General features: G+C 60.5%; 14 protein-coding genes. 9 read left to right on the top strand and 5 right to left on the bottom strand.

Features of this window, described 5'->3' with window-relative positions; all coding sequences use genetic code 11:
• Positions 1–287: 287 nt before the first annotated feature.
• Genes ABD827_RS07220 through ABD827_RS07230 form a run of 3 tightly spaced genes read right to left on the bottom strand, consistent with a single transcriptional unit; the run spans position 288 to position 1,670 of the window.
• Positions 288–620, bottom strand: a complete 333-nt coding sequence (locus ABD827_RS07220; RefSeq protein ID WP_298719580.1) for a hypothetical protein — start codon at positions 618–620, stop codon at positions 288–290.
• Positions 617–1,246, bottom strand: a complete 630-nt coding sequence (locus tag ABD827_RS07225; protein ID WP_344963678.1) for a hypothetical protein — start codon at positions 1,244–1,246, stop codon at positions 617–619. Before ABD827_RS07225 ends, ABD827_RS07220 begins: the two co-directional genes overlap by 4 nt.
• A 10-nt stretch (positions 1,247–1,256) precedes the next feature.
• Complete coding sequence (locus tag ABD827_RS07230) at positions 1,257–1,670, bottom strand: YjfI family protein (protein ID WP_298719577.1); 414 nt, start codon at positions 1,668–1,670, stop codon at positions 1,257–1,259.
• A 173-nt stretch (positions 1,671–1,843) separates the two neighbouring features.
• Between ABD827_RS07230 and glnE the strand changes: the two genes are divergently transcribed.
• Positions 1,844–4,723 (top strand): bifunctional [glutamate--ammonia ligase]-adenylyl-L-tyrosine phosphorylase/[glutamate--ammonia-ligase] adenylyltransferase, encoded by a 2,880-nt coding sequence (glnE, locus tag ABD827_RS07235; protein ID WP_344963679.1) that lies wholly within the window; start codon positions 1,844–1,846, stop codon positions 4,721–4,723.
• A gap of 62 nt (positions 4,724–4,785) precedes the next feature.
• A complete protein-coding gene (locus ABD827_RS07240; RefSeq protein WP_344963680.1) occupies positions 4,786–5,106 on the top strand; it encodes a four helix bundle protein in 321 nt (106 codons plus the stop codon).
• 38 nt (positions 5,107–5,144) lie between these two features.
• Here the strand turns inward: ABD827_RS07240 and lpxL are convergent, their stop codons facing one another.
• Entirely contained in the window at positions 5,145–6,068 is a 924-nt protein-coding gene (gene lpxL / locus ABD827_RS07245; RefSeq protein WP_344963681.1) for an LpxL/LpxP family Kdo(2)-lipid IV(A) lauroyl/palmitoleoyl acyltransferase, read from the bottom strand.
• A 137-nt stretch (positions 6,069–6,205) separates the two neighbouring features.
• Between lpxL and hldE the strand changes: the two genes are divergently transcribed.
• Positions 6,206–7,630: a bifunctional D-glycero-beta-D-manno-heptose-7-phosphate kinase/D-glycero-beta-D-manno-heptose 1-phosphate adenylyltransferase HldE gene (hldE, locus tag ABD827_RS07250; protein ID WP_344963683.1), complete on the top strand. Its 1,425-nt coding sequence runs from the start codon at positions 6,206–6,208 to the stop codon at positions 7,628–7,630.
• A gap of 62 nt (positions 7,631–7,692) precedes the next feature.
• On the opposite strand, the gene tolC is transcribed toward hldE, so the two are convergent.
• Positions 7,693–9,006 (bottom strand): outer membrane channel protein TolC, encoded by a 1,314-nt coding sequence (tolC, locus tag ABD827_RS07255; RefSeq protein ID WP_344963684.1) that lies wholly within the window; start codon positions 9,004–9,006, stop codon positions 7,693–7,695.
• Positions 9,007–9,486: 480 nt separating this feature from the next.
• Here tolC and nudF point away from each other — a divergent pair, with 480 nt between their 5' ends.
• From nudF to parC, 6 genes are all read left to right on the top strand, one after another.
• Positions 9,487–10,101 carry an ADP-ribose diphosphatase gene (gene nudF, locus ABD827_RS07260; protein ID WP_344963685.1) on the top strand — a complete coding sequence of 205 codons (615 nt, stop codon included), beginning with the start codon at positions 9,487–9,489 and terminating at the stop codon, positions 10,099–10,101.
• A 94-nt stretch (positions 10,102–10,195) separates the two neighbouring features.
• On the top strand, positions 10,196–10,681 hold the full coding sequence (locus ABD827_RS07265; RefSeq protein ID WP_344963841.1) for a DUF1249 domain-containing protein: 486 nt from the start codon (positions 10,196–10,198) through the stop codon (positions 10,679–10,681).
• 32 nt (positions 10,682–10,713) lie between these two features.
• The gene (gene cpdA, locus ABD827_RS07270) at positions 10,714–11,538 is read left to right on the top strand and encodes a 3',5'-cyclic-AMP phosphodiesterase (protein ID WP_425567975.1); all 825 of its coding nucleotides are present in this window, start codon (positions 10,714–10,716) and stop codon (positions 11,536–11,538) included.
• Positions 11,538–12,110 carry a YqiA/YcfP family alpha/beta fold hydrolase gene (locus ABD827_RS07275; protein WP_344963842.1) on the top strand — a complete coding sequence of 191 codons (573 nt, stop codon included), beginning with the start codon at positions 11,538–11,540 and terminating at the stop codon, positions 12,108–12,110. Before cpdA ends, ABD827_RS07275 begins: the two co-directional genes overlap by 1 nt.
• A 551-nt stretch (positions 12,111–12,661) precedes the next feature.
• Complete coding sequence (gene parE, locus ABD827_RS07280; RefSeq protein ID WP_344963687.1) at positions 12,662–14,557, top strand: DNA topoisomerase IV subunit B; 1,896 nt, start codon at positions 12,662–12,664, stop codon at positions 14,555–14,557.
• Positions 14,558–14,570: 13 nt separating this feature from the next.
• Positions 14,571–16,820, top strand: a complete 2,250-nt coding sequence (parC, locus tag ABD827_RS07285; protein ID WP_344963688.1) for a DNA topoisomerase IV subunit A — start codon at positions 14,571–14,573, stop codon at positions 16,818–16,820.
• Positions 16,821–16,987: the final 167 nt, after the last annotated feature.

Genomic DNA, 16,987 nt, shown 5'->3' on the forward strand with positions numbered 1-16,987 from the left:
GAAAATCTACCATGTCTGCCTATTTTTTTGGGGATCCCTCAGCGCGAAGGCGGGAATCCAGGGCTTGTGGCGTTGAGCTAACACCGTTCAGTTAACGGGATCGATTGGCTTTCAAGCCGGCCTTCTGCGCCATGGATGGGTTTACCGCGTGTCGGTGGGAAGTCAATTGATCCCGTTTTACGCTTAATTGACAGGTGTTATGGCGTTGAGTGGTCAGATTGAGGGGGGTCTGCAAAGGCACTGGGCCCCCGCCTTCGCGGGGGTAACGATACTGCGCGGCTGGCAACTTAGGACTTCAGCATCTGCTGGCTATAGCTCAGCAATTCATCCATCACCTTGTGTTTGATTTCCAGCTGCTGCTCGGGCTGCAGGCCGTAGCGCTCGGCCAGATGAACATAATCGTCCGGGCTGAGCGACACCGTCAGCCGGGGACGTTTGGGTTTGTCGGCGGTGGGCAGGGTCAGAATATGGCGGATCTGATCTGATGGACTCAGGCCGTTATCCAGCGCCTCGCGCCGGATCTGATACTGCAGGGTTTCGTCCATATCAAAGGCCACCTGCACCGCCTTGGCGGCACGCACCGAGCTTTGCCATTTATCCGGCAGCTTGCGTTGGCTCATGAGCGGCCCCTCAGTTGTTGCTCCAGTCGTGCCAGTACCTGATCGGCACTGCGCTCCTCGAGGGTGGCGGGCGTGGCCTCGGGCTCCGCGTCTGCCGCCTGCTGTCGCTCGCGCGCCCGTATATCGGCCAGCGCCTGCTTGGCATCGATCAGCGTTACCGCCGGGTGCCGGCGAATGGCGGTCATGGTCTTGCGCACACAGGCGGTGGTTTTGGCCATGGCCAGCTGGCGGCACAAGTCGTGATAATGGCGCTCGGCACTCAGCCAGCGGCCCTGATAGTAGCTTTGTCGTTTAAGCAGCCCGGTCAGTGCCAGCTGGCCGGCGTCGAGCCGGTCTTCTTCGCGAGCCAGCTCGATGGCCAGCTGGCGGGCCTGGTCTTGCTCTCCGGCGGCCAATGCGGTCAGTACCGCCTGTTCCCGCTCTGCCCGCTGTTGCTGCAACACCGGCAGTTGTCGGCGCAGTTGCTCGATATCGAGGTCGAGCTGTCGGCACTGGCGTGCCAGCCCCTGCATATGCTGTTCGGCATGGCGACCATCGCGCAGCAGCTGCACACAGACCCGATCCGACTCCAGATCGCCATTGTCCGCGTTATGCAGGCTGCGCAGTACCTGACCCAGGGTGCTCATCGGACGGCCCTCATAGTAGAAACTCCGCCATGTCTTCGATGACTTCCAGGCAGTTGTCGCTCAGCACCGCCAGCTCGTGTTCGATATCAACCAGCGCGGAGGTCAGTGAAAGGGCACCGAACACCACATACCAGTCATCGAGTCGGGCAAAGGCCGACAGCGGCATGGGGATATTCATGTCGAGCATGGCCTCAAGCATGGCCTGACGGCGGCCGGGATCAACCTGGCGTTCATCCCAGAGGTAGCTGATGCAGAGAATCTGATCGTCGGAGACCGAAATAAACAGCGGTAGCTCTTCCCGGCCTTCGACCGTGACCTTGAGCACCTCGACGTCGCCGGAGATGGGAAAGCATTGAAAACGAAAGCCGGTGGTCGATTGCTCGTCGAGCCGTTCGAGGTGGTGGCCGATAACTGAAAGATCCATCAAGAAGTCCTGACATAATAAGTCCGTTACAGACTAAATCAGCTGTTACCCTCAGCGCAAGCATGCACTGCGATGCACCGGGCGCACCACAATCTGCTTCGGCGCGCTGTGCAAGGCGCACAACAATGATAATCTGGGCTCAGATGCCGCCGCCAAGGATTAAGGATAACGATATGGTTGAGATGCCCACCCTGCTGCAAGCCCAGGCCGACAAGCACTGGTCCGGTTTCGAAGAACGCGCCGCCGACGTAGTGGCGCAACTGAGTGACGCACGTCGCGACCAGTTGCGCACCCTGTTTGCCTGCAGCGATTTTGCCGCCGACAGCCTGTGCCGGCAACCGGAGCTGGCGCTGGAGCTGGACGACAAGCGGGATCTGCATAACGCCGACCGGGCCGGTCGTTACCAGCCCGAGCTGGCGCAGTTGCTGGCCGAGGTGAATGACGAGCCCGGCCTGCAGCGCACCCTGCGCCGTTTTCGCCGCCGCGAATTGCTGCTGATTGCCTGGCGCGAGATGCTGCTGGGCGCCGAGGTGGAAGAAAGCTTCGCCCATATCTCGGCGCTGGCCGATGCCCTGATCCTGGCCGCCTATCGCTGGTGGTATCAACGCCAGTGCGCCGAGCTGGGTACCCCCACCGACGCCGACGGCGAGGCGGTGCCGATGTTGATTCTGGGCATGGGCAAGCTGGGCGGGCGCGAGCTGAATTTTTCGTCCGATATCGACCTTATCTTTACCTTTCCCCATAACGGCGTCACTCAAGGCGGGCGTCGCGAGCTGGCCAATCAGCAGTTCTTCATCCGTCTGGGGCAGAAGCTGGTCAACGCCCTGCACCAGACCACGGTCGACGGTCAGGTCTATCGGGTCGACATGCGCCTGCGGCCCTTTGGCGAGTCGGGGCCGCTGGCGGTCAGCTTTGCCGCCATGGAAGATTACTATCAGCATCATGGTCGTACCTGGGAGCGTTACGCCATGGTCAAGGCGCGCATCCTCAACGACGAGGGCGAATATACCGCCGAGTTGCGGGCCATGCTCAAACCCTTCGTGTTTCGCCGCTATATCGACTTCGGGGTGATTGACTCGCTGCGTCAGATGAAGGCGATGATCGCCGCCGAAGTGCGGCGCAAGGGTCTGCATGACAACATCAAGCTGGGTGCCGGTGGCATTCGCGAGGTGGAATTTATCGCTCAGGTCTTTCAGCTGATCCGCGGCGGACGAGAGCCGGCGCTGCAGGTGCGCCACCTGCCGGATGCGCTGGCGGCGATTCAGGCGTCGGGGGCACTGACCGGAGCCGAGGCCGACCAGCTGCACCAGAGCTATCGATTGCTGCGACGGGTCGAGAACTTCCTGCAGGCATTTGACGATCAACAAACCCAGACCCTGCCTCAGGATGAACTCAACCGCAGCCGACTGGCCTGGTTGATGGGATGTGGTGACTGGGACGGTTTTTATCAGGCATTGCGTCAGGCCATGGACGGCGTACACGAACAGTTTGGCGGCCTCATCGGTGACAGTACCGAGGTGGAAGACGAAGGAGTGGCCCAGATCTGGTTCGATCTGTGGCAGACCGAGCTGGACGAGGCGGAGCTGCTGCCGATGCTGCAGGAGCAGGGCATGGACCAAGACAAGGCGATGCGGCTGGCCCGGGCGCTCAATACCTTCAAGGAGGAATGCCCGCGCCGTGCCATGGGGCCCCAGGGACGACAGGCGCTGGAAAAACTGATGCCGGTGTTGCTGGACAAGGTCAGCCAGTCGGACACCCCCGGTATTCTGTTTGCCCGGTTGCAGAAATTGCTGCTGCAAATCGTCACCCGTACCGCCTATCTGCAACTGCTGGTCGAAAACGCCGGCGCCCTGACCCAGTTGATCCGCCTGTGCGAGGCCAGCTCGCTGGTGGCCGAACAGCTGGCCCGTTATCCGATATTGCTGGACGAACTGCTGGTGCCGGAGCTGCTGTACAACCCGATGCCGCTCGAGGCCTACAAGGGGGAGTTGCGCCAGTTTCTGTTGCGGGTCCCGGAAGAAGATGTGGAGCAACAGATGGAGGCGTTGCGCCAGTTCAAGCAGATCCATCTGCTGCGCATCGCCGCCGCCGATATCGCCGGAGCCCTGCCGCTGATGAAGGTGAGCGATCACCTGACCTGGCTGGCGGAAGCCATCGTCGAAGAGGTGGTCAACCAGGCCTGGATCCAGATAAGCGAGCGTCACGGGGTGCCCGAGGTGCTGGCCGACAGCCCGAGCCGCGGCTTTGGGGTGGTGGCCTACGGCAAGCTGGGCGGGATCGAGCTGGCCTACAGTTCGGATCTGGATCTGGTGTTTGTGCAGCAGGCCGGGCTCAAGGGCCAGACCAACGGCAACAAGCCGCTGGACGTGCGCCAGTTCTATCTGCGGCTGGCCCAGCGCATCATTCACCTGTTCAGCACCCGCACCCCCAGCGGCGTGCTCTACGAGCTGGACATGCGGCTGCGGCCCAGCGGCAACGCCGGCCTGTTGGTGAGCCCGCTCGATGCCTATCAGCAGTATCTGCAGAACGAGGCCTGGATCTGGGAACATCAGGCACTGGTGCGCAGCCGGCTGATCGTGGGTGATGCGGCGCTGCACCGGGAATTCGAGCGCATTCGGCGGGAAACCCTCAGCGCCATGCGCGATCATACCGCGCTGGCGCAAGAGGTGATCAAGATGCGCGAGAAGATGCGTAACCATCTGAGCAAGGCCGGTGCCGGCGAGTTTCATCTCAAGCAGTCGGCGGGCGGGCTGGTCGATATCGAGTTTCTGACCCAGTACCTGGTGCTGGCCCATGGCCATGAGCACCCCAAAGCCCTGACTCGCTGGTCGGACAATATCCGCATTCTGGAGTCGGCAGTGGAAGTGGGGCTGCTGGAAGAAGACGAAGCCCGGCGGCTGAAAACCGCCTACTGTGCCATCCGTGACCGGGGCCACCGGTTGAGCCTGTCGGACAAGCCGGGTCTGCTACCGGATACCGAACTTACACAGGAGCGGGAGTGGGTGGTCGCCAGCTGGAACAAGTGGCTGCAGCAGACCGGGATTGGGGACTAGGGATTCGGGACTGGGGGTGAAGTATGAAGACGCACAAGCGACTGGATGTTTAGCGTGAGGCCATGCTGTTGGTAAAACTGACCTATGAGGTCTCGTCGGCATTTCCCCGGGCCGAGCTGTTTGGCCTGACATCCCAGATGCGCAGGGCGGCCATCTCGGTGCCTTCCAACATTGCCGAAGGCGTTGCCAGATCGAGTACGCGTGAATACGCGCATTTTCTGAGTATTGCCCGAGGCTCGCTGAATGAGCTTGATACCCAGATGGAGATAGCCTGCATGTTGGGTCTGCTGTCGAAGACACATGATGTTTTTCAACAGCTGGAGCGTACCTTTCGCTTGCTCAACGGCTTGCAGAGCAGCATCAAAAGGAAACTCGAGAGCTGACAGCGGCTGCTCCATTCCCGAGTCCCCAATCCCGGAAGTTAATACCGATAAGGCACCCCTTCCGGGGTGGTCTTGAAGCGGCGATGCAGCCACATGTACTGCTCCGGCGCCAGACGGATGGCGGCTTCGATGACGCGGTTGCTGGTAATGGCGTCCTGCACATCGTCACCGATCGGAAAATCGGCAATGGGTGCCTGGATCAACAGCCGGTAGCCGTCTTTCTCGCGCAGGGTGAAACAGGGCAGGGTGACGGTTTTCTTCACCCGCGCCAGGGTGGCGGTGCCGGTGATGGTGGCGGCGGTATCCACCGCGAAGAAGGGCACGAATACGCTGGCGTGGCGGCCGTAGTCGTGATCCGGCGCATACCAGAGTGCGTCGCCCTGGCGCAGGGCCTTGAGCATGCCCTTGATATCGAGTCGGTCCACCAGGTACTTGTTGGAACGGCAGCGGCCCTGCACCTGGGCGTATTCCAGCACCGGATTGGTGTTGGGGCGATAGACCCCCACGCCGGGTCGATAGAGGCCGAACTGGCGGGCATTCAGCTCCAGCGTCAGAAAGTGGGCCGACAGCAACAGCATGCCCTGGCCTTTGGCCACGGCGGCATCCACATGCTCGGTGCCTTCCATACGGGTAATGGCGCGCATGCGCCAGTGTGGCCAGAACCAGGCCATGCCGGTTTCGAAGATGGCGCAGCCTACGCTTTCGAAGTTGGCCTTGAGGGTGCGTTCCCGCTCCGACTCATCCAGCTCCGGCAGCGCCAGTTCCAGGTTGCGGCGGGCGACTCTGACCCGGGAGGTCAGTATTCTCATCGACAAGCGGCCCAGGCCTCGACCCAGCGCCATCTGCGCGCGCCAGGGCAGCAGGGTAACCAACAGCCACAGCAGGCCCAGGCCCAGCCAGTTGAACAGGTAGCGCGGGTGCAGCAGCGCTTTGGTAAAGGGAGGAAGTCGAGAGTCGTGCATTGCGGTCGCCATTATCAACAAGTGACGGAATTCTAATTAACTCGGCCGCGAATGGCCACCAAAGGCCGGTCGACGGGTGCGATTATGGGTGGCTGTGATAATATTTCCCCTTTCCCATGTTCAAAAGAGTCGGAACCATGAAGATCAAGTTGCCGGAATTCGATAGTGCCAGGGTGCTGGTGATAGGAGATGTGATGCTGGATCGGTACTGGTCCGGCCCCACCGGACGTATCTCGCCCGAAGCTCCGGTGCCTGTGGTCAAGGTTGAGCACAACGAAGAACGTCCCGGCGGCGCGGCCAACGTGGCGCTGAACGTGGCGGCATTGGGGGCCAGGGCTCGTCTGCTGGGTCTGACCGGCACCGATGATGCGGCGACCTCGCTGCAGGACAAGATGCAGGGGGTGGGGGTGGAGTGCGACTTCGTGCGTCTGCCCAGCCACCCCACCATCACCAAGTTGCGGGTGATGAGCCGCAACCAGCAGCTGCTGCGACTGGACTTCGAAGAAGGCTTTGCCCCGGAAGACGCGGCCCCGCTGACCGACAAGACCCGTGCCGCCCTGAGCCGGGCCGGTGTGGTGGTGCTGTCCGATTACGCCAAGGGCGCGCTGGCGCAGGTGCAGACGCTGATCCGGGCCGCCAATCAAGCGGGCGTGCCGGTACTGGTGGATCCCAAGGGTTCCGACTTCGAGAAATATCGTGGCGCCACCCTGCTGACCCCCAACATGAGCGAATTCGAAGCCGTGGTGGGCAAGGTGAAAGACGAGCAGGAACTGGTGGCCCGCGGGCGGGAACTGGTGCAAAAATTCGACTTCAAGGCGTTGCTGGTGACCCGCTCCGAGCACGGCATGACCCTGATCCGCGCCGATGAAGACGAGCTGCATCTGCCGGCTCAGGCCCATGAGGTGTTTGATGTCACCGGTGCCGGCGATACCGTGATTGCCACCCTGGCCACCAGCCTGGCCGCCGGTTTGCCGCTGGACGAAGCCTGCGCCCTGGCCAACGTGGCCGCCAGCATAGTGGTCGGCAAGCTGGGTACCTCTACCGTCTCCGCCATCGAGCTGGCAAACGTGCTGTACGGTGCGCCCGAGTCCGGCATGGGGGTAGTGAGCGAGCAACAGCTCAAATACGTGGTGGATGCGGCCCGTCGGCGCGGCGAAAAAATCGTGATGACCAACGGCTGTTTCGACATACTGCACGCTGGCCATGTGTCTTATCTCAATCATGCTCGTCAATTGGGTGATCGGTTGATCGTGGCGGTGAATACCGATGCTTCGGTGCGGGCGCTCAAGGGCGACGGCCGCCCGGTGAACACGGTAGACAGACGCATGGCGGTGCTGGCCGGTCTGGGTGCGGTTGACTGGGTGGTGCCTTTCGCCGAGGATACTCCGCAACGGTTGATCGCCGAGACCCTGCCGGATGTACTGGTCAAGGGGGGCGACTACCAGCCGGAACAGATTGCCGGCTTCGAGGAAGTCACCGCCAACGGCGGCGAGGTCAAGGTGCTCACCTTTGAAGACGGTTGTTCCACCACCGCCATCATTCAGGCCATTCGCACCCGCTAAGAGTTAACCAGATAAAAAAACGGGGCCCTCGGGGCCCCGTTTTTGATCGTGAGTAACGGCCGTTAACGCTTCAAGCCGTTGTTGATATCTATCAGATCCTGTTCGGTCAGGTTACCGGCGGCCTGCTTCAGCTGCAGCTGGCTCAGAATATAGTTGTAGCGGGCGGCAGACAGGTTTTGCTTGGCGTCATACAACTGACGGGTGGCGTTAAGCACATCGACGATGGTGCGGGTGCCGACTTCATAGCCTGCTTCGGTGGCGTCGAGCGCGCTCTGGGCCGAGATCACGAACTGCTCGAAGGCGCGTACCGAGCCGGTGGCGGCACTGACATCGTTATACGAGGAATAGACCTGGCTCTGCACCGAGCGAAAGCTGCGCTCCAGCTGCTCGCTGGCGGCCACGTAGTTGTACTGGGCCTGCTTGACCTGCGAGCTGGTGGCGCCGCCGGTATAGACGGGAAGATTGAAGGTCAGGCCGATGGTGCCTTCGCTCAGGGTGCCGTCACTGGAGCCGAAACCTGAGCCGCTGTTCTTGCTATCGGTATAGTTGCTGTTAAGCCCGGCGTTCAGATCCAGAGTCGGCAGATGACCGGACTGGGCCAGGCCGATTTGCTCGTTGGCGATGTCCTTGCCGATGCGCTGCAGGTGCAACTCCAGGTTCTGCTCCAGGGCGATGTCCAGCCAGGCGTCGGCGGCGACTACCGAAGGCTGCGGGCTGAAGGTTTCGGTATCGAGCTTGTTCAACCGGGCATAGCTCATGTTGGTCAGCTCACGCAGGGCTTCCTTGGCATTGTTGACCGCGTTTTCGGCGCTGATTTCTTCGGCCAGGGCCTGATCGAACTGGGCCTGGGCCTCATGCACATCGGTCATGGCGCTCAGGCCGACTTCGAAACGTTGTTTGGTCTGATCGAGCTGGCGGCTGACCGCTTCCTTGTTGGCCTGAACAAAACTCAGGGTGTCTTCGGCGCTCAATACCGCAAAGTAGGCCTGAGTGGCACGCAGAATCAGGGCCTGCTGTACCTGCTTGTAGCTGACATCGGTCTGGGTGGCGGCTTTCTCGGTGATATCCAGGTTAATCCAGTTGGCCTTGCGATACAGCGACTGATCCAGGGTGGCGCCCACACCGGTGTTGCTGCGGGTGGTGCGATCGTTCTGATTGCTCTGGGTGTAATTGGCGCTGGCCGCCAGGTTGACCTGGGGCAGCAGCGGGGCACGGGATTCGTTGATTTTCTCGAAGGCGGCATCACGCTCGGCTTTGGCCTGGCGTACCTGGGGATCGTTTTGTGTCGCCTGCTGATAGATATCCAGCAAGTCTTCGGCCTGGGCCGGGCCTGCCGCACAGAGCAGTATCAGGGTCGACAACAGCGTTTTTTTCATTGTGTGGCCTTACAGTTCGGGGTGAGCAATTATCAGCCGTGCTAGGGTCTGTTGACCTTTCGCGGTGAAATTTCGTTCGAGTTAAACGCGTTTTTATCGCGGCGAGAGGGGGGCAGCCTAGTCATTCTAAGCAAAGTCCTCTCAACAAAGAGAAAAACGCGTTTAGCCGAACCCGTAGGGCAGCGCTTGTGGGGGCTTGCTACTGCGTTATCGCTTATTTATGTAGAGTGACTACATGGCATAAGCGATGTCTTGTATCAAGCCCCCACAAACTGCTGCAAAAATCACCTCGGAAGGCCAACAGACCCTAAGTGCAGGCAGTTGTTTTTTATCCGTTCAGTATAACGATAATATCGCTATGATTCGTTCGGTATCATGCTGATGGATGCCATCGCGGCGTCGAGCGATGTGTGAATGAACGTTCATTCATTTTGGGGCTAGTCTAAAATCTGCCGGTTAAATGTCAAGAAAGGAGTCGTCATGGCTACAAAAAATCACCCCGGTTTTGGCCGGGAAGACCTGCAGCTAGTGGCCGAAGAGGTGGGTTACCAGGGCTTTTTTCGTCTGCTGCGTCTGCGCCTGCGGCACAAGTTGTTTGCCGGTGGCTGGAGTGAGGAGATCACCCGCGAGCTGTTCGATCGGGGCCATGCGGCGGCGGTGTTGCCCTATGATCCGGTGCGCGACGAGGTGGTGCTGGTAGAGCAGTTCAGGGTGGGTGCCGTCCATGCCGAGGGCAGCCCCTGGTTGCTGGAAGTGGTGGCGGGCATCGTGGAGAAAGGCGAGTCGGCAGAAGAGGTGGTACGCCGCGAAGCTCAGGAAGAAGCGGGCCTGACCCTGAACACCCTGACCCGGGTGATGAGTTACTTTTCCACCCCCGGTGGCTGTAGCGAGCGCATCACCGTGTTTGTCGGCGAGGTGGACGCCAGCCAGGCGGCCAGCCATGCGGGGCTGGACAGCGAAAGTGAGGATATTCGGGTGCATCGTCTGCCCCGGGAGCAGGCGATGCAGTGGCTGGCCGAGGGCAAGATAGACAATGCCACCAGCATCATCGCCCTGCAGTGGCTGGAGCTGCAGCGGCTCAAGGGCGAGCTGTGAAGGGGCAGTAACAAGTGCTGTCTTTGACCAGACTCGGCAAAAACTGTTGTAATGGATACAGATGAACGGCCCTGATCACCATGGCCGCCAGCAGATGAATGCCGTGTCAGCGCGCCGGCGGCAAGGAGAGTTGAGTGTGATTCCCAGGGGGTCTACCCGCAAACACGTACCGGATTTGAAGGCGTTGCAGCGCACCTGTGACGTTAATTATCTGGCCCTGATGAAACTGTTGCCCAGTGGGGCGACGGTAGGTGAGAGCGTGTCGGTCGGCATCAGTGAGCAGGTGCTGTTCGTGCTGCGGGTGCTGGAAACGGCGCCTTATACCTGGCATGTTTCCATCGAACAATGCACGCCGGGCCTGCCCTCTTTTATGCGGATGAAGATCAAGGTTCGGCTGTATCACGATGTGCGCATGGCCGAAGTGTGTGCCAGTCAGCAGATTTTTACCCTGCAGTCGAGTTACCATTACCCCAATGAAAAAATGCATCATCCCAATGAAAAAGAGCAGGTTAACCTCTTTCTGGCCGAGTGGCTGAAATGTTGCCTATACCACGGATTCAGTACGGTTAAACAGCTTTGAACCAGGCCCGCACCCCATTAGATACCACAGAGATCAGCACCCACCGCGCCGACGGGGTGGTGGAGTTGCTGCAAATCACCGATACCCACCTCTTTGCCGATAAAGACGCAGACTTGCTGGGCATAGCCCCCTGGCACAGCTGCCGGGCGGTGGTGAACGCCATGCTCGAAGATCAGGATGAGGACACTGTCAGTCGGCGTGATCTGATCCTGGCGACCGGTGATCTGTCACAGGATCACAGCGGGGCTTCCTATCGCCACTTTACCGACTTGATGAGTGAGCTGGCGCCGCCGGTGTTCTGGCTGCCGGGCAATCACGACGATGCCCCCCTGATGCAGGCCGAGCTGGACCGTGCCGGTATCAGCAATGCCAAGCACCTGCTGTGTGGTCAATGGCAGATACTGCTGCTCGACACCCAGCTTCCCGGGGAAACCCATGGCAGGCTGTCGGACTCCCAGCTGGCATTGCTTGAGCTGGCCATTGAGCGTTATCCGGATCATCACCTGCTGGTGGCGGTGCATCATCAGGCGCTGCCGGTGGGCTGTGCCTGGTTGGATCAGCACAATCTGCGCAATGCGGATGACATGAGAGGCCTGCTGGCCCGCCATGGTGCTGCTTGCGTGGTGCTGTCCGGTCATGTGCATCAGGGCTTCGATCTGCACCATGATGGGGTGCGCTACCTGGCCAGCCCGTCTACCTGTATTCAGTTCAAGCCGCTGTCCGACGATTTTGCCCTCGACAGCACGGCACCGGGCTGGCGAGCCTTGTCGCTTTATCCCGATGGGCGCCTCAGCACCCAGGTGTGGCGCCTGCCGCCCGATGCCTTCGTACCCGACTTCAGTGCCAAGGGATATTGATAATGCCAACGCTGTTGTACCTGCATGGTTTCAATTCATCACCCCAATCCATCAAGGCCCGACTGATGCAGGAATATCTGCAGCAGAAGCGGCCCGATATTCACTTTATCTGTCCGCAACTGGCGGCGACCCCGGCGGCGGCCTGGGCGCAGATTGCGGCCATCTGTGATGGAATAAAAGGGCCTTTCGGCGTGGCCGGCAGCTCACTCGGCGGTTTCTGGGCCACCCGTGTTGCCGAGCAGTTCGGGGTGCGGGCCGTGGTGATCAATCCGGCGGTGCATCCTCATGTGCTGCTGCAGGATTACCTGGGCGAGCAAATCAATCCCTATACCGACGAGCGTTACCTGCTGACGTCCGCCCACATGCAAGAGCTGGCGGAACTGCGGGTCGAGGCGCCCAGCTGCATGGAGCGACTCTGGCTGTTGCAGCAGCAGGGCGACGAGGTGCTCGATTACCGGGAAGCGCTGGAATACTACCGTTTTGCCCGGGTCTGCATTCAGAAGGGCGGCGATCACTCCTTCGTCGGCTTCGAGCATTACTGCGCCCCGCTTATTCGTTTTCTGCAGTTATAGGCCTGTCTCTTAGTCACAAATTTACCGTATTAAAGAGGCAACAGAGTTGCCTCCCTCGACACGCCACTGGGCTAGCCATCTTTGCTGGGTAACGACTGCGAATATTCACTGGATATTCGGTCCATTACCCAACAAAGATATACGGCAGCAAGCTGCCCCATGGGGCTCGGAAATGCCATACCTGGCATTTCACGGTCGTGGGAGGCAATCCCTGTAGCCTCTCCCATGAACCGGAGCTGTCTGTTGGATGAGTCATCAGGCGGCTCCGCTGCTTGAGGGAGGACAAAGGGATCTGCTCGGCCGACCTTCTGTTTCAGGGACGAAACAGAGAGCGTACATGGAGGTATTCATAGCGCGTCGGCGGAGCGGACCCTTTATCCGACTTTCTGCCTTTATCAAAAATCGGTAAAAACAGGTGAGCAATACACCAGCTTAAGGCGTGCAGCTCTCTTCCGGTACTCGCTTCCGTTTCCGCTCTCTGCTTCCGCCTTCCCGCCTGCGCCCGCAGGTAGTAAGATGCGGCCAACGAATTCTGATTACCGAAGGTCAATATGACATCGAGTCAATATACTGCCGACGCCATCGAAGTCCTCAATGGTCTGGAGCCGGTGCGTCGTCGCCCCGGCATGTATACGGACACCAGCCGGCCCAACCACCTGGGTCAGGAAGTCATCGATAACAGCGTGGATGAGGCCCTGGCCGGCCACGCCAGCAAGATTGAGGTGATACTGCACGCCGATCAGTCGCTGGAAGTGATCGACGACGGCCGTGGCATGCCGGTGGACATTCATCCGGAGGAAGGCATCTCCGGGGTCGAGCTGATCTTCTGCAAGCTGCACGCCGGCGGCAAGTTCTCCAACAAGAACTACCAGTTTTCCGGTGGTCTGCACGGCGTGGGCATCTCTGTGGTCAACGGCCTGAGTACCCGGGTGGACGTCACCGTGCGTCGTGGTGGCCAGGTGTTCGAGATGGCCTTCGAGAACGGCAACAAGGTGAGTGAACTCACCGTCACCGGCACCTGCGGCCAGCGCAACAGCGGCACCCGAGTGCGGTTCTGGCCCGATGCCAGCTACTTCGACTCGCCCCGGTTCTCCGTTTCCCGGCTCAAGCATCTGCTCAAGGCCAAGGCGGTACTCTGCCCGGGCCTGAGCATTCGCTTTCAGGACAAGGTCAACGACGAAACCCTGGAATGGTGTTATCAGGACGGCCTGAAAGACTATCTGGTGGAGTCGGTCAAAGACTTTACCTGCCTGCCCGAACAGCCGTTTACCGGCAATTTTTCTACCGAGCAGTCGGCGGTGGAATGGGCGCTGACCTGGCTGCCCGACGGCGGTGAAGGGCTGGGTGAAAGTTACGTCAACCTGATCCCCACCGCTCAGGGCGGTACCCATGTCAACGGCCTGCGTCAGGGCCTGCTCGACGCCATGCGCGACTTCTGCGAATTCCGTAACCTGCTGCCGCGGGGCGTCAAGCTGACGCCGGACGACATCTGGGAGCGCTGCGCCTACATACTGTCGGTCAAGATGCAGGATCCGCAGTTTGCCGGTCAGACCAAGGAGCGGCTGTCGTCGCGCCAGAGTGCGGCCTTCGTTTCCGGCATCGTCAAGGACGCCTTCAGCCTGTGGCTGAACCAGCATACCGAGCTGGCGGAGCAGATTGCCGAATTGTGTATCAGCAGTGCCCAGCGCCGTTTGCGCCAGGCCAAGAAGGTGGTACGCAAGAAGGTGACCCAGGGGCCGGCGTTGCCCGGCAAGCTGACCGACTGTGCCTGCTCAGACCCGATGCGGGGCGAGCTGTTTCTGGTGGAGGGTGACTCGGCCGGCGGCAGTGCCAAGCAGGCGCGGGATCGGGAGTTTCAGGCCATCATGCCGCTGCGCGGCAAGATTCTGAATACCTGGGAAGTGGAGTCCGGCCAGGTGCTGGCCTCGCAGGAAGTACACGATATCTCGGTGGCCATTGGCCTGGATCCGGACTCGACCGACTTGTCCGATCTGCGCTACGGCAAGGTGTGCATCCTCGCCGATGCGGACTCCGATGGTCTGCATATCGCCACCCTGCTGTGCGCCCTGTTCGTGCGCCATTTCCGTCATCTGGTGGAGCAGGGGCATGTCTATGTGGCCATGCCGCCGCTGTATCGAATCGACGTGGGCAAAGAGGTGTTCTATGCCCTCGACGAAGGCGAGCGCGACGGCGTGCTGGAGCGGATCAAGGCCGAGAAGAAAAAAGGCAAGGTGCAGGTGACCCGCTTCAAGGGCCTGGGTGAGATGAACCCCAAGCAGCTGCGCGAAACCACCCTGGATCCCAATACCCGCCGGCTGGTGCAGCTGACGGTGGACGACATGGAAGCTACCGAGAAACTGATGGACATGCTGCTGGCCAAGAAGCGTTCGAGCGATCGCCGCGAATGGCTGGAAACCAAGGGCAACCTGGTCGACCCGCTGGCCTGAGGAAAGAGACAGAATGAACAACAACGATTTCACCATGGAAGGCGTAGAACGCCTGCCATTGCACACCTTTACCGAGCAGGCCTATCTCAACTATTCCATGTACGTGATCATGGACCGGGCTCTGCCGCATATCGGCGATGGCCTCAAGCCGGTGCAGCGCCGCATTATCTACGCCATGAGCGAGCTGGGCTTGTCGGCCCTGTCCAAGCACAAGAAGTCCGCCCGTACCGTGGGCGACGTGCTGGGTAAGTATCATCCCCACGGCGACTCCGCCTGTTACGAAGCCATGGTGCTGATGGCCCAGCCGTTCTCGTACCGCTATCCGCTGGTCGACGGTCAGGGGAACTGGGGGGCGCCGGATGATCCCAAGTCGTTCGCCGCCATGCGTTATACCGAGGCGCGATTGTCCCGCTTCTCCGAATTGCTGTTGTCCGAGCTGGGTCAGGGCACGGTGGAATGGATCCCCAACTTCGACGGCACCATGAAAGAGCCGCGCATGCTGCCGGCCCGCTTACCGCACATACTGCTCAACGGTATTACCGGCATTGCGGTGGGCATGGCCACCGATATTCCGCCGCACAACGTGCGCGAAATCGCCGCCGCCTGTGTGCACATGCTGGACAATCCCAAGGCAACGGTTGAAGAGCTGATGACCTTCGTGGACGGCCCCGACTACCCGACCCGGGCCGAGATCATCACCCCCAGAGCCGATATTCGCAAAATTTACGAAACCGGCCGGGGCAGCATCAAGATGCGGGCCGTCTACCAGATGGAGCAGGGCGACATCGTGATCACCGCGCTGCCGCATCAGGCCAGCGGCGGCAAGATCCTCGAGCAGATCGCCGGGCAGATGCAGGCCAAGAAGCTGCCGATGGTGGCGGATCTGCGTGACGAGGCGGATCACGAAAACCCGACCCGGCTGGTGATCATTCCCCGATCCAACCGGGTGGACGTGGATCAGCTGATGCAGCACCTGTTTGCCAGCACCGATCTGGAGAAGAGCTACCGGGTGAATCTGAACATGCTGGGGCTGGACAACCGGCCCCAGGTCAAGACGCTGGATCTGATCCTCGGCGAATGGCTGCAGTTCCGTCGGCAGACGGTTCGCAACCGGCTGCAATACCGCCTGGACAAGGTCGAGGCCCGGCTGCATATTCTGGCCGGTCTCTTGGTCGCCTTCCTCAGTATCGACGAAGTGATCGAGATTATTCGCAGCGAAGACGAGCCCAAGCCGGTACTGATGAGCCGCTTCGATCTGACCGAGATCCAGGCCGAAGCCATTCTGGAGCTGAAACTGCGCCACCTAGCCAAGCTGGAAGAAGTGAAGATTCGCGGCGAGCAGGACGAGCTGGCCGCCGAGCGCGACAAGCTGGCCCTGTTGCTGGGCTCGGAGCGTCGGCTCAATACCCTGATCAAAAAAGAGATTCTGGCCGACGCCGAAAAATACGGTGACGACCGGCGCTCGCCGCTGGTGGAGCGGGAAGAAGCCAGGGCCCTGAGCGAGAAAGAGCTGATTCCGAGCGAGCCGGTAACGGTGGTGCTGTCGGACAAAGGCTGGATCCGTTCGGCCAAGGGCATGGATGTGGACGGCGCCACCCTGAGCTACAAGGCGGGCGACAGCTTTCTGGATGCAGCCTCCGGGCGCAGCAACCAGATGGCGGTGTTTCTGTCCAGCATCGGTCGTGCCTACGGTCAGGATGCCCACAGCCTGCCGTCGGCCCGGGGGCAGGGCGAGCCGCTGACCGGGCGTTGCAGCCTGAGTCCGGGTGAGCAGGCCCGTTATGTGCTGATGGGGGACGATGACCGGCTGTTTTTGCTGGCCTCCGACGCCGGCTACGGCTTCGTCTGCCGCTTCGGTGACATGGTCAGCCGCAACAAGAACGGCAAGGCATTGCTGACGGTGCCCGCCGGCGGTGTGGTACTGAAGCCGATGGCCATCGATCAGCTGGACAGCAGCCAGTGCCTGGCGGTGACCAACGAGGGCCGCATGTTGCTGTTTCCGCTCAAGGATCTGCCGTTGCTCGGCAAGGGCAAGGGCAACAAGATCATCGGCATTCCCGGTGCCAAGGTGCAGGCGCGGGAAGACTTCATCAAGCAGCTGGTGGTGGTGCCGGAAGGCGCCAATGTCACCCTGCATGCGGGCAAGCGCAAGCTGACCCTCAAACCCGCCGACCTGGCCCATTATCAGGGCGAACGCGGTCGTCGCGGTGCCTTGCTGCCTCGCGGCCTGCAACGGGTAGACAGCCTGGAAATAGAAGCCTGAAAAGGCAGCGGTAAGCGGTCAGCTGTAAGTAAAACAAGCGCTTATTGTATGTAGGCCTGAATTTATTCGGGAAATTCCATCATCAGCGGTGGGATTTCCCCGTTAAAACGGGGCCTACATAAAACCGTGGATTTGTTCTCGGCCACAAAAAAGCCGCAAGCTGTGTT

It is taken from the genome of Oceanisphaera sediminis (assembly GCF_039539745.1).
GTDB classification, from domain to species: Bacteria; Pseudomonadota; Gammaproteobacteria; order Enterobacterales; family Aeromonadaceae; genus Oceanimonas; species Oceanimonas sediminis.

Bases quoted from the DNA above. Each gene is read 5' to 3' on its own strand.
- lpxL (WP_344963681.1), bottom strand. From the start codon at position 6,068: ATGCACGACTCTCGACTTCCTCCCTTTACCAAAGCGCTGCTGCACCCG.
- ABD827_RS07230 (WP_298719577.1), bottom strand. From the start codon at position 1,670: ATGGATCTTTCAGTTATCGGCCACCACCTCGAACGGCTCGACGAGCAA.
- parE (WP_344963687.1), top strand. From the start codon at position 12,662: ATGACATCGAGTCAATATACTGCCGACGCCATCGAAGTCCTCAATGGT.
- ABD827_RS07265 (WP_344963841.1), top strand. From the start codon at position 10,196: ATGAATGCCGTGTCAGCGCGCCGGCGGCAAGGAGAGTTGAGTGTGATT.
- ABD827_RS07240 (WP_344963680.1), top strand. From the start codon at position 4,786: ATGCTGTTGGTAAAACTGACCTATGAGGTCTCGTCGGCATTTCCCCGG.
- nudF (WP_344963685.1), top strand. From the start codon at position 9,487: ATGGCTACAAAAAATCACCCCGGTTTTGGCCGGGAAGACCTGCAGCTA.
- ABD827_RS07220 (WP_298719580.1), bottom strand. From the start codon at position 620: ATGAGCCAACGCAAGCTGCCGGATAAATGGCAAAGCTCGGTGCGTGCC.
- hldE (WP_344963683.1), top strand. From the start codon at position 6,206: ATGAAGATCAAGTTGCCGGAATTCGATAGTGCCAGGGTGCTGGTGATA.
- parC (WP_344963688.1), top strand. From the start codon at position 14,571: ATGAACAACAACGATTTCACCATGGAAGGCGTAGAACGCCTGCCATTG.
- glnE (WP_344963679.1), top strand. From the start codon at position 1,844: ATGGTTGAGATGCCCACCCTGCTGCAAGCCCAGGCCGACAAGCACTGG.
- tolC (WP_344963684.1), bottom strand. From the start codon at position 9,006: ATGAAAAAAACGCTGTTGTCGACCCTGATACTGCTCTGTGCGGCAGGC.
- ABD827_RS07225 (WP_344963678.1), bottom strand. From the start codon at position 1,246: ATGAGCACCCTGGGTCAGGTACTGCGCAGCCTGCATAACGCGGACAAT.